This window comes from Streptomyces sp. NPDC000345, from assembly GCF_042898825.1.
GTDB lineage: Bacteria > Actinomycetota > Actinomycetes > Streptomycetales > Streptomycetaceae > Streptomyces.
This window is the reverse complement of the sequence record NZ_JBIAZE010000030.1, coordinates 1-13,563: the sequence shown is the minus strand read 5'-3', so window position 1 is coordinate 13,563 and position 13,563 is coordinate 1. Positions and strand designations below refer to the sequence as shown.

At 71.1% G+C, this 13,563-nt stretch carries 13 protein-coding genes; 4 read left to right on the top strand and 9 right to left on the bottom strand.

Going from position 1 to position 13,563, the window contains the following annotated elements:
* Positions 1-299 precede the first annotated feature (299 nt).
* A complete protein-coding gene (locus ACFY30_RS39075) occupies positions 300-2,897 on the bottom strand; it encodes a SpoIIE family protein phosphatase (RefSeq protein ID WP_390849915.1) in 2,598 nt (865 codons plus the stop codon).
* 430 nt (positions 2,898-3,327) lie between these two features.
* On the opposite strand from ACFY30_RS39075, the gene ACFY30_RS39070 reads away from it, so the two are divergent.
* Positions 3,328-3,516 (top strand): hypothetical protein, encoded by a 189-nt coding sequence (locus tag ACFY30_RS39070; RefSeq protein WP_390849901.1) that lies wholly within the window; start codon positions 3,328-3,330, stop codon positions 3,514-3,516.
* A gap of 484 nt (positions 3,517-4,000) precedes the next feature.
* Here the strand turns inward: ACFY30_RS39070 and ACFY30_RS39065 are convergent, their stop codons facing one another.
* From ACFY30_RS39065 to ACFY30_RS39055, 3 genes are all read right to left on the bottom strand, one after another.
* Entirely contained in the window at positions 4,001-4,456 is a 456-nt protein-coding gene (locus tag ACFY30_RS39065) for a hypothetical protein (protein WP_390849900.1), read from the bottom strand.
* A gap of 213 nt (positions 4,457-4,669) precedes the next feature.
* Entirely contained in the window at positions 4,670-5,320 is a 651-nt protein-coding gene (locus tag ACFY30_RS39060) for a hypothetical protein (protein WP_390849899.1), read from the bottom strand.
* A gap of 493 nt (positions 5,321-5,813) precedes the next feature.
* Positions 5,814-6,071, bottom strand: coding sequence for a hypothetical protein (locus ACFY30_RS39055; protein ID WP_390849898.1), 258 nt, complete (start codon positions 6,069-6,071; stop codon positions 5,814-5,816).
* Between the two features lie 146 nt (positions 6,072-6,217).
* Here ACFY30_RS39055 and ACFY30_RS39050 point away from each other — a divergent pair, with 146 nt between their 5' ends.
* Together ACFY30_RS39050 and ACFY30_RS39045 are read left to right on the top strand one after the other, a co-directional pair.
* On the top strand, positions 6,218-6,697 hold the full coding sequence (locus ACFY30_RS39050) for a hypothetical protein (RefSeq protein WP_390849897.1): 480 nt from the start codon (positions 6,218-6,220) through the stop codon (positions 6,695-6,697).
* A gap of 49 nt (positions 6,698-6,746) precedes the next feature.
* Entirely contained in the window at positions 6,747-7,106 is a 360-nt protein-coding gene (locus ACFY30_RS39045; protein WP_390849914.1) for a DUF2809 domain-containing protein, read from the top strand.
* A 580-nt stretch (positions 7,107-7,686) separates the two neighbouring features.
* Here ACFY30_RS39045 and ACFY30_RS39040 read toward each other — a convergent pair.
* The 5 genes from ACFY30_RS39040 to ACFY30_RS39020 form a co-directional block, all read right to left on the bottom strand.
* Complete coding sequence (locus ACFY30_RS39040; RefSeq protein WP_390849896.1) at positions 7,687-8,724, bottom strand: polyprenyl synthetase family protein; 1,038 nt, start codon at positions 8,722-8,724, stop codon at positions 7,687-7,689.
* A complete protein-coding gene (locus ACFY30_RS39035) occupies positions 8,721-9,785 on the bottom strand; it encodes a tetratricopeptide repeat protein (RefSeq protein WP_390849913.1) in 1,065 nt (354 codons plus the stop codon). The genes ACFY30_RS39040 and ACFY30_RS39035 overlap by 4 nt, the downstream gene beginning before the upstream one ends.
* A gap of 210 nt (positions 9,786-9,995) precedes the next feature.
* On the bottom strand, positions 9,996-10,727 hold the full coding sequence (locus ACFY30_RS39030; protein WP_390849895.1) for a hypothetical protein: 732 nt from the start codon (positions 10,725-10,727) through the stop codon (positions 9,996-9,998).
* A 268-nt stretch (positions 10,728-10,995) separates the two neighbouring features.
* Positions 10,996-11,667, bottom strand: coding sequence for a class I SAM-dependent methyltransferase (locus ACFY30_RS39025; RefSeq protein ID WP_390849894.1), 672 nt, complete (start codon positions 11,665-11,667; stop codon positions 10,996-10,998).
* 83 nt (positions 11,668-11,750) lie between these two features.
* Positions 11,751-12,155, bottom strand: a complete 405-nt coding sequence (locus tag ACFY30_RS39020; protein ID WP_390849893.1) for a cupredoxin domain-containing protein — start codon at positions 12,153-12,155, stop codon at positions 11,751-11,753.
* 742 nt (positions 12,156-12,897) lie between these two features.
* Between ACFY30_RS39020 and ACFY30_RS39015 the strand changes: the two genes are divergently transcribed.
* Positions 12,898-13,224, top strand: a complete 327-nt coding sequence (locus ACFY30_RS39015; RefSeq protein WP_390849892.1) for a rhodanese-like domain-containing protein — start codon at positions 12,898-12,900, stop codon at positions 13,222-13,224.
* The last annotated feature ends 339 nt before the right edge of the window (positions 13,225-13,563 follow it).

Sequence of the window (13,563 nt, the reverse complement as noted above, 5' to 3'; positions counted from 1 at the left end):
CCCGCTCCGAAAGCCGCTTCCCGGTGATCGTTTCAGACCACTGTGACGCGGCGGTTCGTCAACCGCTCGGCATTCGGGGATGGTTGACCGAAAAGAGCTTGAGGCATCTGAGGTCGCCGCCTTTGAAGGGCTTGCCTTTCAGCCGCTGGACGGTGTGCGGCGCGGACACGGACCGTTCAAGCCGGGCACGGAAGCGGCCTGATCGCGGCAGGCAGGCCGGCGCGGTCGAAGGCGAGGTCCAGGCCCCTCCGGCCGGTGGCCGCGCGTATCTGGTCGGCGAAGAGCGAGGCCCTTACGCCTCAGTGTTCTGGCAGCGCCTGCTCGGCCCAGATCACCTTGCCCTGGGGCGTGTACCGGGTTCCCCAGCGTTCGGTCAGCTGCGACACCAGGAACAGGCCCCGGCCGCCTTCGTCGGTCGTCGCGGCATGGCGCAGGTGGGGCGAGGTACTGCTGCCGTCGGCCACCTCGCAGATCAGCATGCGGTCGTAGATCAGCCGCATGTGGATCGGCTCGCTACCGTAGCGGACGGCGTTGGTGACGAGCTCGCTCAGCGCGAGTTCCATGCTGAAGCCCAGTTCGGACAGCCCCCACTCGTCGAGCTGGTCGGTCGCCGCGGCGCGTACCCCGGCGACGGCAGCCGGATCGGGGGGCACGTCCCACTCGGCGATCCGGTCCGGCGGCAGCGCATGGGTACGGGCGATGAGCAGAGCCACGTCATCCGTGGGGCGCTCGGGCAGCAGCGATCCCAGGACGGCCTTGCAGCTCTCCTCCGGCGCGCGCTCGGGGTGACCCGCCAGGGCTTTGCGCAGGAGTTCCATTCCTTCGTCGAGGTCGCGGGTCCGGTCCTCGATGAGACCGTCGGTGTAGAGGACGAGCTGGGAGCCTTCGGCGATCTCCAGCTCAGCGGCCTGGAAGGGCATGCCGCCGAGACCCAGTGGCGGACCCGGCGGCAGGTCGGGAAAGGTGACGCTTCCGTCAGGATGGACCAGCGCGGGAGCCAGGTGCCCCGCGCGGGCCATGGCGCAGCGGCGCGTCGTAGGGTCGTAGATCGCGTACAGACAGGTGGCGCCCACGACGGCGGCAGGGCTGTCCGTGCACGCCTCGTCCTGGTCGATGCGCCCGACCAGATCGTCCAGATGACTCAGCAGTTCATCGGGCGGCAGGTCGAGCGTGGAGAAGTTGTGCACGGCGGTCCGCAGCCGTCCCATGGTCGCGGCGGCGTGCAGGCCGTGGCCGACGACGTCGCCGACGACCAGCGCCACGCGGCTGCCCGGCAGGGTGATCACATCGAACCAGTCCCCGCTCACCCCCGACTGGGCCGGGAGGTACCGGTAGCCGACGTCGAGGGCGCTCTGCTCGGGCAGGCCTCGCGGAAGCAGGCTGCGCTGGAGGGTGACCGCCAGCGCGTGCTCGCGCGTGTACCGGCGGGCGTTGTCGATGCTGACCGCGGCACGAGCCACCAGTTCCTCCGCCAGGGAGAGCTCCTCCTGGTCGAAGGGGTCGTGCTCCTCGGAACGCCAGAAGTTGACCATGCCCAGCACGACGCCCCGCGCCTGGATCGGTGCCGTTATCAGCGAATGGATGCCGTAGTCCACAATCTGCTCGGTGCGCTCCGGGTCCTGCAGATGCCAGCCCGTCGCGGTCGACAGGTCGGCCACCAGTTCCGAGCGGCCGGTGCCGTAACCGCGTGCCTGGGGCGTGGAGGGCAGAAAGTCGATCAGCCGGCCCTTCTCGTAGAGCGGCTGGTCCTCGCGGATACCGCATACGGCGACGCGTCTCATTCCCTTGGCCGTGGTCGCCGGTTCCTCGCCGTGCAGTACGGCGTCGGCCAGGTCCACGGTGACGAAGTCGGCGAAGCGGGGGACGGCGATCCGGGCGAGTTCGTCGGCCGTCTGGACCACGTCCAGGGTGGTGCCGATGCTCAGTCCGGCGTCGTAGAGCAGCTTCAGCCGCTCACCCGTGATCTCGGCCCTGCCGGACACCGCCCGCAGCTCCGTGGAATCGCGCAGCGTCACAACGGTGCCCTTGGGGCCGCCGCCGCGCTGCGTGAGCCTCTGGTTGACCACCAGCAGCCGCGGTCCAGCCAGATGCACCTCGTCAGTGGCCTCGCGGCCGGAGCTGAGCAACGACATCATCTCCGGTTCCAGGGTCGGCAGCTGGGACACATGCTGCCCCTCCGCGTCCGGGGGCAGTTCCAGGAGCCGCCTGGCCTCGTCGTTCGCCAGCAGCAGGCGCCCCTCGTCATTGACAATGAGCACCCCTTCGCGCACGGAGTGCAGCACCGCGTCGTGGTGCTCGTACATGCGGGCCATCTCGTTCGGGGCGAGGCTGTGAGTCTGCCGTCGCAGCCGCCTGCTCACCAGCACCGTGGCGGCGGTGGCCGCCACGAGTGCGCCCGCCCCGGCGGTCAGGATGATCGGTATCTGCCGCTCCACCAGGCCGGTCACGTTCTTGACTTTCAGGCCGGCGGAGACGAGGGCCACGACCCGGCCCCGGGTGTTCCGGATGGGCACGGTCGCCTGTACTTCGTGACCGAGGGGGCCGTGCACGCTTTCGGTATAGACCTTCCCCGCCAGCGACGGCTCGATCTTTCCTACGAACCGCTTACCGATCCGGTCCGGCAGGGGATGAGTGAAGCGGATTCCTTTCGTGTCCATGACCACGACGAAGTCGACGCCCGCGGACTTGCGTCCCGCTTCGGTCAACGGCTGCAGGACTTTCGAGGGATCGGGGGCTTGCAGTGCGGACAGCACACCTGGGGAATGCGCGAACGTCTGCGCGACGGCTATGGATCTCCGTTTGGCCTCGGCGCTGGTGTGCCGCTGCGACTGCAGGACGAGGGCGAAGACGGCGAATGCCACGAGCAGCACCACCAGCGTCACCTGCATGAGGAACATCTGCCCCGCGACGCTTCGCGTGTTCCTCCGCACCAGTGACCATAGCCGCGACGTATGTCGAACCCGGGCAAAACGGTCTTCCATCCGGCCTTTCTAGCATTGGTCACCCCGCTTAGTCACGGGCCTACCTCCGAGCCACCCGGGCCCGCCGACATTCCGTCACCTCTGCCACCACATCAGTCACTGAAGTCGAGGAACGCCCCAGCAGTACCGACAGCCCCAGCGGTCCGTGGGCTCCGCGCGACGGGCGTGTGACAGCGAGAACGCAGTGGCCCGCCGCCGGTGGTCGTGGCCGGTGCCGCGAGCCGGTTGCGTCTCACCGAGCGATGTTCCCCGTGCTCTGTGCTCGGTGCTCCTTGCGGCGATGCCTTGAGGAGTCATGTCACCCCCGCGACTCGGCCTCCGGAGTGCCCCCTATTACCGTGGGGCGATGCTCCACAAGGAAGATCCCTTCGATACCGGCCTCCGCTTCGCTCTCCAGGTGACCGGGTTCGAGTTGGCCACCGAGCCGCCAGAACCGGACACTCCACTCGGCCGCATCCTGGCCTACGCCGCCGAGAACGGATACGACGCGCTGACCGACGAGCACTTCGACCTGGCCAAGGTGGGACTGCTCTGACGCCGGCGGGACATTGCCGCTGGTCAGCCCGGGAGGCGTCCTCAACGATCTCACCCACGTCGTCCGCGGCACCGCCCACCAGCGGGGTACCTGGTCTTGCTGAATGACCTGCGGAGGCGTCGGAGGCAGCTGATGCCGTAGTCATGGTCCGGGGCACCGATGCGGTGGGTGCGTCTCCTGCCGGTCGCACGCTCGACCCTCTCGCCGACTCGTCACGACAGCGCGCCCGCCTTCCAGAACGCGATCGCCTGAGCATGGGCCCCGGCCCCCGACCGCGCCCTCTGAATTGCCGGCCGCCCGGCGGCGCCCCGGCGTGCGGCCGCCCTGGCCAGGCGCCTGGGTGGACGTACAACGGGATGCCGGTCGCCGACACATGGGACCACGCCCGGAGCGCTCTGGAGCTGATGCTGGCCTCGTGGGCCGAACAGATCCCGGTACAGGCGCCCGGCGACTGGGTCGGCTCCGCCAGCCTTTTAGTGGCAGATCAAGGCGGCGGCGATCCCGGCAAAGCCGGAATGCGGCCGCACCGGCGTGCCCGTATGAAGCGCAGCAGGCGCGTGATGCCGTAGCCGAGCAGCCAAGGCAGCACCGTGATGCCACCGACGTACACGGCCAGGTAGCTGAGGAACTCGTCCCATTGCGCCGGCGGTCCCAAGCTCCCGTCCGCCAGCACCGGCCGGTCCCACCGGCTCAGCGGGAAGATCATGAAGATCGCCGAGGTCACCACCGGTACCAGCGGGACCAGTACCGACCACAACCGTGGCCGAGGACCGGGCGCGGAGGCGCACCAGACCCCCAGCGCGACCATGGCGAACGGCCCGAACAGCACCCACAACACGGCCGGGTACAGCAGCAGCACCCACCCCTCGTCCGAGTACCCGAACATCATCGGCGTCGCCCCCTGGTACGCCCGCCCGCCCTTCAGGGCGTTCTCCCCCATCACGTGCCACCCTGAACCTACCGCCGACGGGTCCCGGCAGAGGTGTGCTTGCGGGGCGGGCGCCCGACCCGCCCACACGTCGGCGGAGCGGCACCAGGCACGGGCAACACCCTGGGCGTTCGCGCCGCCCAAGTCTCCCTGCCCTCGCTCTCCTCCTCCGGCCAGGAGCACGAGCGAAAGCGGCCGCAGCGGGGAGGGCAGCCGCTCGCGAACTCAGTCGTCGTTTCTGGGGTTCTCGCTCGGCAGGAACGTCTGGCGTGCCCATAGGCTCAGCAGTGCCATCCCACCGACCAACAGCGGCACCGGGTCACGGGCAGGAGGGGCCAGTACGTATCCCAGCACGGTGACCGTGCAGACCGTCAGGGGAATGAACGCCGCCGCACCCTCTATCCCCCATCGCAGGGTCGGCTGGGCAGTGCCGAGGACGCTCGCCCCGCCGGGCACCCAGGGGGCGACAGCCACCACCAGCAGACCTGCGGTGGTGCAGGCGTCGACCAGCTGACAGGACATCTCCTCGGGACTGTGCGGGCCGGCCGTCCACAGTCGCAGGGTGTCGCCGATCAGGATGAGGGACAGCCCGGCGATCCCCACCCACAGGGTGACCCTCTGGTCGCTCCGTACGAGACGGCGCAGGGCGAAGAGAAAACTGAGGAACACGACCTCCGCGGTCCACAGGACACCGACCATCCCCGTCCCCAGTCGCCAGCCTTCACTGGCCCCCCGCAGCAGTACCCATCCCGTCATGAAGACGGCCCCGGCCGTGACGACCCCGTCAAGTACGCGCCGCAGCAGCACGTGCCGCCCTGTACCGGCATCCGCCGCGACCACCAGACCGGCCATCCCCAGGCCAACCGCCAGCGTCACTCCGGTGAACACCACCGAACCGAGCAGCGATCGCTCGTCCCGTCCCGAACCTTGAGGATGAGCCGACAGTACGCTGACCGCTCCCCGGTACACACCCCCGGCTACCGCCGACCCACCCAGCAGCACCAGACGCGTCCGCACCCGTCCCCTCGCCCCCCACGCACGGAGCACGAGGGAGGCCGCCACCCCCCAGCATCCGATGGACGGCCCGAAAGCCACCATCCGCGCCGCCACGATCCCCGCCACCCACAGTCCGCCGAAAGTCAGCGCCGCTCCCACGAGACAGGCCACGCCCGCCGCGCCCCAGGCCCACGCCCCGGTCCGATGGCAGCGGCCCGCCCGGCCTTCGAGCACGTCCGGCGACTTCCCCAACCCCGACATCAGGTGCGCCTTTCCACCGGTCCCCCGCCCGCAGTGCCTTTCCTGCAGGCCACGATCCATTCAGAGACCGTAGAAGAATCGCCACCTGCCCCGAACTCAACAACCGCAACATTCACTCGTACTGCGTAAGGGAGGCGAGAGCACCAGATCTCGGCCCTGCGCCGCCGTCGTCAACCGCAGGACGGCGTGGGCGACGGTGGTGAGCCGGGGGATGCAGCGTGCGCCCGGTGGCGAAGGTGCCGCCGACTCTCAGGTCGGCCAGGTCGGCCAGGTCGGCCAGGTCGGCCAGGACCGGGATCTGCGTGCCCGAGTAGTCGCCGCGCGCCTCGCCGGCCCGGTCGCACTCCGCCGGAATGCCGTCGGCCGGCATGTACTCCGCTCGCGCTTTACGCCAGTAGGCAAGGCCTGTTGGGCGGTCGGTCGGTAAATGGGTCGCGTGTTGCTGAGGGCGTCGGGATACTGCGTCGGTGAGCGACTCCGCACTGCCTCAGCTGCTTCGACCTCGTGCCCCACGCGATGCTGTTCTGGGAGGAGTCGGGCGGCCAGGCATCGCATGTGTGGAGCTGTCTTCAGGTACTGCGGCACGCCGGCATCCTCGATCGGATCGCCGGCATGGTCGTGGGCATCCCTGGGCGGCCTGGCGTCGCCGCGATCGACGGACTCGACGCGCCCGACGCGTCCCCGACCCTGCGAGAGACAGTCCTCGACGTCCTCGGCGACCGTGACATCCCGGTCCTGGGCAACGTCGAGGTCGGACACGCCGGCCCGGATCTGCCGATGCCGGTCGGCATCCGCGTCGCCCTCGACGCGCACCGGCGGACCCTGTCACTGCTCGAACCAGCGGTACGGCCGCTCACGGGACCGGACCGGGCGGCTGAGCATTGCGGATCCGTGGGTTCCTGCATGGGGCCTGTCCAACCTGCCGGTCAGGCGGATGCCGATTGGCTGTCGGGTGACCATCACCCGATGGGGGGCCACTTTGAAAGAGCTCGATGACCGAGCCGTCGAACCGGCACGGATCCGTCTGGCGGCTGCCGGGGCCGCGATGGTGACCGTCGGCGCAGGGCTGGGGCTCCGGGCGGTGGCCTCGGGAAGCCTGGGCAAGTACGGCGGAGACGCGCTGTACACCGTCCTGCTTCTCGCCCTTGTCGTTCTGGTGGCGCCACGAGTGACGCCTGTGACGGCCGCCGTAAGCGCGCTGGCCGTCAGTTGGGGGATCGAGTTCCTGCAGCTCAGCGAGGTGACGGCGGGGCTCTCCCAGCGCAGCGCCGTCGCCCGCCTCGTGCTCGGTTCCACCTTCAATCCACCCGACCTGTTCTGGTACGCGGTCGGTGCGGCCTCGGGGTGGCTCGTCCACACCGCGGTGGGCGCCGATCCGTCAGGTCGGCGTGCAGGGCCCCGTTGATGCCGGTCACCTGGCGCGAAGGACGTCGAAGGGGCCTGGCGGGGTTCCCCGGCCTGACCGGTCGCGTGGCGGAGACAGGTGCGTGCCGCGAGTGTGAGCAGATGGTGCGCGCCGACGAGACGGGCATGACGGCAGGGCCTCACCGTACGCCCAGTCGCCCGCTCCAACAGCGGACATGCCAGGCCCGGGCCCGAACGCCTGGACCGGGGCGCGGCCGCCTCCGGCGAACACCCGGCCTACCCGCGGACATCGTCCGCACCCGCGACTGGCCGAACTGGCTGCTGCTCTCCGCCAACGGCGCGGTCCCGCCCGGTCCCCACAGCGCCGTGCTCGCGTGACGAGAGAAGCCCCGCCGACTGCGATGGAACGCCTCAGCCTCCTGATGATCTCCGGCACCGCCCGGTCCGCGCCGGGTGCGGTCAGGGCCGCACACCCCCGCGTGCGGCCCTGCCGTACTTGACCTGCGCGGCGGTGCGCTCGGCCGCGGCCTCGATCTCCGAGACCGGCGATCAGGACACTCGCCCTTCCGATACGGGAGGCGGGCGGCGCCGGTGCCTCCGGGGACGCGGCCGACGCGCTCTCAGAGGTCGCGTCGTACGAGGAACGCCGACAGCGCTCGCAGTTCGTCCCCGGCCGTACCCTGCGGCGAAGCGTCCGCCAGTGCGAGCTGCGCCGCCTCGATGTGACGCCGTGCCTCGTCCAGCGCCGCCGTCCGGCCGCCCCTCGCCTCGACGAGTACGGCGGCTTCCTCGGGGTCCGCGCCCGACTCCAGCAGCGCGGCCAGGCGGCGGGATGCGGGCGACGGGGAATCGAGCGCGGCCAGCACGGGGAAGGTCTTCTTGCGCTCGCGGAGATCGCCGTGGACGGGTTTGCCGGTGACCTCGGGGTCGCCCCAGATGCCCAGCACGTCGTCGACGATCTGGAACGCCAGGCCGAGACGGCGGCCGGCGCGGTCGAGAGCGGCGACCGCGGAGGGCGGCCCGCCGCCGAGCAGGGCGCCCAGCGCGGCCGCGCAGCCCAGCAGGGCCCCGGTCTTGTGCTCGGCCATCGCCCGGTACTCCGCCGTCCTCACCCGCTCCTGCCCCGTCCAGGGGCGTGCGGCGAACAGCAGGTCGTCCGCCTGTCCGCGCACCAGATCGCCCAGCGCCGCCGACAGCATCCGCACCGCGGACGTACCCGCCTCGGTGGCGGCGAGCGTCTCCACGGCGAGCGCGAAGAGAGCGTCGCCCGCGAGGACCGCGGGCCCGGTGCCGTACGCCTTCCAGACCGCGGGGCGACGGCGCCGAGCCGGGTCGCCGTCCATGATGTCGTCGTGCAGCAGCGAGAAGGCGTGCACCAGTTCCACCGCTACCGCCGCGGGCACCCCGGCCCGGCCGGGGGCACCGACCGCTTCGGCCGCGAGCACGGCCAGTGCCTGCCGCACCCCCTTGCCACCGGACGAGGCAGCGGGAGCGCCGCCCACCTCGCACCAGCCGAAGGAGTAGGCGGCCATCTCGCCCACCCAGGGATGCATCCGCCCGACCGCCTCCCGCAGCGCGGGCCGCACGACCTCACGGCAGCGTTCCAGGACGAGGGGGGCGTCGACGGGCGTCCGCAGTGCCGAGGAGACCGGCGTCACCGTGCGGCCTCCGCCCGGACGCCGCGATCCTCCTGGACCAGCACACCGAGTTCGTCCCGCGCCCGCGCCACCATCTCCCTGGCGTGCCGTAGCCCGATCCGGTCCAGCTCTCCTGCCAGGTCAGCCAGGTCGGCAGCCGTCCCGGCGCGGTCGCGGCCCAGCCGGGCGAGCGACTTGACCAGCCCCAGCCGGGCCAGCCCCTGCCCGCGTGGCTCGCTCATCTCGCGGAACTCCGTCAGTGCCTGCTCGTACATGTCCCGCGCCTCGGCATAACGCCCCGCCCGGTAGAGGACGTTGCCGCGCATCTTGTGGTTGTAGGCCAGCGCGCTGGAGAGCCGCATCTCCCGGCAGGTGGCCTCGGCCTCCGACAGCAGGGCGAGCGCCTGCTCGGCGTCCCCGTCCCGCGCGGAGACGATGTCGGCGAGCCCGCGCAGTGCCCAGGCGTGGCCACGCCGGTCGTCGGCGTCCGCGGCTATCCCGGCCGCCTCCTCGAACAGGGCGTACGCGCTGTCGTACGCACCCCGCTGACGGTGGATCTGCGCGATGCCCTCCAGCGCCCACACCGTGTGCCGCGCCTCACCACGCCGCCGGGCCTCGGCCAGCAACTGCTCGTGCAGCCGGGCGACGGCCTCGTAGTCGCCCTGGATCCGGCCCGTCTCGGCCAGCCCCGCAAGGGAGTAGCCGCGCACGACGACATCGCCTCCTTGCTCGCCCAGCCCGGCGGCGAGCCCGAGAAGCCGCCGGGCCAGCGCGAACGAGCCCCGCTGCCGGGCCAGAGTGCCGCCGCTCCACAGCGCCCAGGCCATCGCCCCCTTGTCTCCCGCCGCCCTGGCCGCCCGGTAACTCGCCTTCCACGCCCGGTCGGCCTCGCCGATCTGTCCCAGCCGCCGGTGCGCCTCGGCCACCGCGAGTCCGGAGCGCGCCGCCTCGCCGTGTTCCCCGGCGCGCTCGGCCTCTCTCAACTGCCGCGTGCCGGCCGCCAGTACCTCGGGAAGAGAGGAATTCACGGACAGGGTGGTCAGGGCGCCCTGGTATTCGGGGGCGAACGCCTTGCCGTACATGGTTGCCTTTCGGTCCGTACGCATGCCGTCTATGCATGCCGTCTATACACTCTGCGTATACATGGCGTGTATAGAGCGTCGAAATTGAACACTGGCCCACGGGCCTCGGAATCATCTGTTGCCGATCAAGACGCCATGTGCGTCAAGGTGGTTGCCCGTGAGGCGCAGATCACCTCACGGGCGGGGCTCCGTGCTGTTACGCAGCCCTGCTCACGCAGGGGCGTGGGCGGCACGCTCGGCGCGTCGGATCAGCGTGCGCAAGCGCCACAGCGCGACGGCCAGTCCGCTCCCCAAGGGGATGAGCGGCCAGGAGGCGGGCGCGGATCCCGCCAGGGCGCTCGCGAAGAGCACGGTGATCGCGGCCAGTCCCACGAGGATCCCCGGGAACGTGGCGCCGACGCGTTCCCAGGGCTCCAGCCGGGCCCGGCCGCCGCGGGCCGTCAGATACGCCGCCCCGGACACCGCCGTGGCGATCAGATAGCCCATGATCAGCGGATACACCGCGATCAGCGCAAGATCCCAGCCGTCCCGGTTCCAGCCTGGCCACACCTGCCGCCCGTCGATCTCCACGACACGGCCGTGCCACAGCCCGGCCGTGACCCGCTGCCCGGTGGACAGGCCCGACACGCCGGCTTCGGAGACACCGGCCAGTCTCTTCACCTCGTGATCCAGGCGTAGTTCGACCGTGTAGACGGTGTAGGTGTACGTCGTGCCGCCACCGTCCTGACCGCCGCCGGAGCTGCCGGTCTTCGTGTGCCCCGTCAGCTCCGTCACGGTGGCCCCGCTGGTGTGCAGGGATCCACTCGACCGTGCGAGGGCTGTGCCGGTCTCCTCGTATGTGCGTACGGCGAGGAAGAGGACCAGGGCGGCCATGGCGAGGCGGAAGGCCACCCGCGGCACGCTGATTCTCGCCGGCCCGGTCTCCGTGGTGTCGTCCGTCATGGTCCCCCTCATGTTCCGTGTGTCGACAGACAGAAGGGATGCCCCGCCGGGTCCGGCAGCACACGCCACGCTTCGGGCCGCGCAGGGCGGACACCGGACATGTGGTCCGTCGTGACATCACCCGGCTGCGGGACCCGGGCTGCACTGTCGAGTCCTCGCCCGGCCCCTGGGGGCAGACGGGCTCGGCCCCGGGTGAGCAGGCTCCAGCCGAATCGACACATCCAGCTGGTGGCCCCCACTCGTCGACCTCCCTCCGCGGGCAGCGTGATCACGACGAGCCTCGGGGTTCACGCCGGGCCGTGCCGAGGATGTGCGTGGCGGCGGGCGAGGGCAGCCGGGTGTCGGGGAAGGAGAACTTCTCCAGCTCGGTGAGGCGGAACCCGGCTGCGGCGATCGCGGCCCGGGTGTCGCGGCTGACATGGCAGCCGCCCATCAGCAGGGGCCAGACGGTGGCGTCCAAGACCTGCTGTGTGCGCCGCATCGCGGGCGAGTCGGCGCGGACGTGCTCGAAGAAGCGGAGTTGTCCACCCGGCCGCAGCACCCGGTGGAGTTCGGCGAGCGCAACATGCGGGTCGGCGACCGAGCACAGGGTCAGGCAGACGACGGCCGCGTCGAACGAGGCGTCCTCAGCAGGCAGTTGCTCGGCCCGTCCGTCCACCACCTGAATGGGAACAGCAGCGGATCGGGCGCTCTGGACGGCCAACTCACGCAGATGCGGCTCGGGTTCCACCGCAAGCAGCCGGGTCACCCTGCCGGGGTAGTGGGGGAAGTTCAGACCGTTGCCCGCGCCGATCTCGATGACCTCGCCGGACAGGCCGGCCAGCAGGCGCTTTCGGTGCTCCGTGACGCCCGCCTTCGCCAGGGCTGGACCGGCGACCTTGCTGTAGAAGCGGGCGAAGACCGGGCGCGAGGGGATGGGTGGCCTGTTCTGCTGGGGCATGACGTGTCACCGGCTCATCTCTGCAGGGCTCACAGCGTCGTGGGGCGGGGCCTGGGCTCGGCGCGGGGCTTGCCATCCGGGTGTCAGCCCACAGTGAGGGTGCCCTTCATGTTCGGGTGGATGGTGCAGATGTAGGAGTAGCTGCCGGGTGCGGACGGTGCGGTGAAGGTGGTCGTTGCGTCACTCGCGATGCTTCCGGTGTCGAAGGTGTGGTCCCCGGTGCCTGTCACGGTGTGCGCGGTGGAGTCGCGATTGACGACGGTGATCTTCGTTCCGGGTCGTACGCGGAGGTTCGCCGGGCTGAAGGCGAAGTTGTCGATCACGATGCGCGCCACGGCGGGGCCGGTACTGGTGGCGGCGGGCGGGGCACTGGTGGCGGCTGGGCCGTCGCCGTCGCCGCCATTCGAGCAGCCGGCCAGGGCGAGCAGGGTGGAAACACCCGCCAGGGCGGCAGCGGTGCGGCCCCGGCGCAGTGGGGTGAAGGTCATACGGGGCGTGCCTTTCGGGCGGGGACTGTGGGGTCGACGCGGCCGCCGGCCGACGGTCACCTTCAGGTTCGCTCTCACCGGCGGTGCCGGGACGGGCCGTACCGCCGTCTGCTTCGCCTGCTCACCCATGGGGGTGGAGTGTGTCCGGCGGCAGGGGCCACCTGGGCGTGGTGGCGGCGCGGCCGAAGAGGACGGCGGCGGCGACGGCGAGCCTGGCCAGCGTGGCGGAGGTGATCAGCTGGGGGCCGGTTTCGCCGTTGGACGGCCGCGTCGCTCGGCGGCGCCGACCGCGGGGTGAGCAGCGCGCACCGGACCGATCACCGCCGCACCGCCACGCGGGCGGCTGCGGCTGTGCCGGGACGTCCACCGGGCCGCGGACGGCCGGTCGGTGGCCGACCTCCCCACGGCCCGGTCACTTGTCGCGGGGGTCCGGGGCGGTGCTGAGCGTGCGGGACCCGGACGGCCGTCCCTTCCTCGGCGCCCCGGACCTCGTCGCCCTCAAAGGGCTGTTCACCGCCCATGGCGGAACGGCCTCCGCGGACTCCGGACCGGGCGGCGGGACGCGGATGACCCTCCGGCTGCCCAGGCCCTGGTCACGGGGATCACGGCTCACTCCCGACCCCGGCGCCGAGCCTCGGGTTTCCCGACAGGTAAATACCCCTGGGGGTATTTGACGCCGCCCTCTCGGCCGCCGTACTCTCGCTGACAAGAAACCCCCGGGGGTATTCGAGGAGGCAATCGAATGGCTCGTGAAACAACACAGGAGGCGTTCGCGGCGGCGTGGGCCAACGGCGGGCTCGTGATCGACGTACGTGAGGCGGACGAGTACGCGGCCGGCCACGTGCCGGGGGCACGGCTGATGCCGCTGCGTTCCGTGCCGGCCCGGTGCGACGAACTGCCCGCCGACCGGCCGGTGTTCGTGATCTGCGCCAGCGGCAATCGCAGCAGGAAGGCGGCCGACTGGATGAACTCCCGCGGTATCGACGCCTACTCCGTGACCGGCGGCACCGGCGCATGGGCCCGCGCCGGACACCCGATCACGGCCGGACACCACGAGCACGCAGCCTGAGCGACCGGGCCACCGACCGTCACCGCGGGCCACCGGCCAAGGAGCGGCGCGACACGCGGGTGCGGCAAGCGATACGGGCTGCCGCCGGTGCACTGGCACGGCATGCCCACCCGCCGTCTCCGACCGGTCGGCCCGGGCTCCCCCGACCCGGGCCGCCCACCCTGATCCCACCCCCGAACCGGGGGCGAACCAGACGCTCCTACATACCCCCCTGGGTATTAGGCAGATTCCACTCTTCCGACATGGAGGTCAACCACCCATGTTCTTCACCCAGTACTACCTCGACTGCCTCTCCCAGGCGTCATACATGATCGCCGACGAGACCACCGGCAGGGCCGT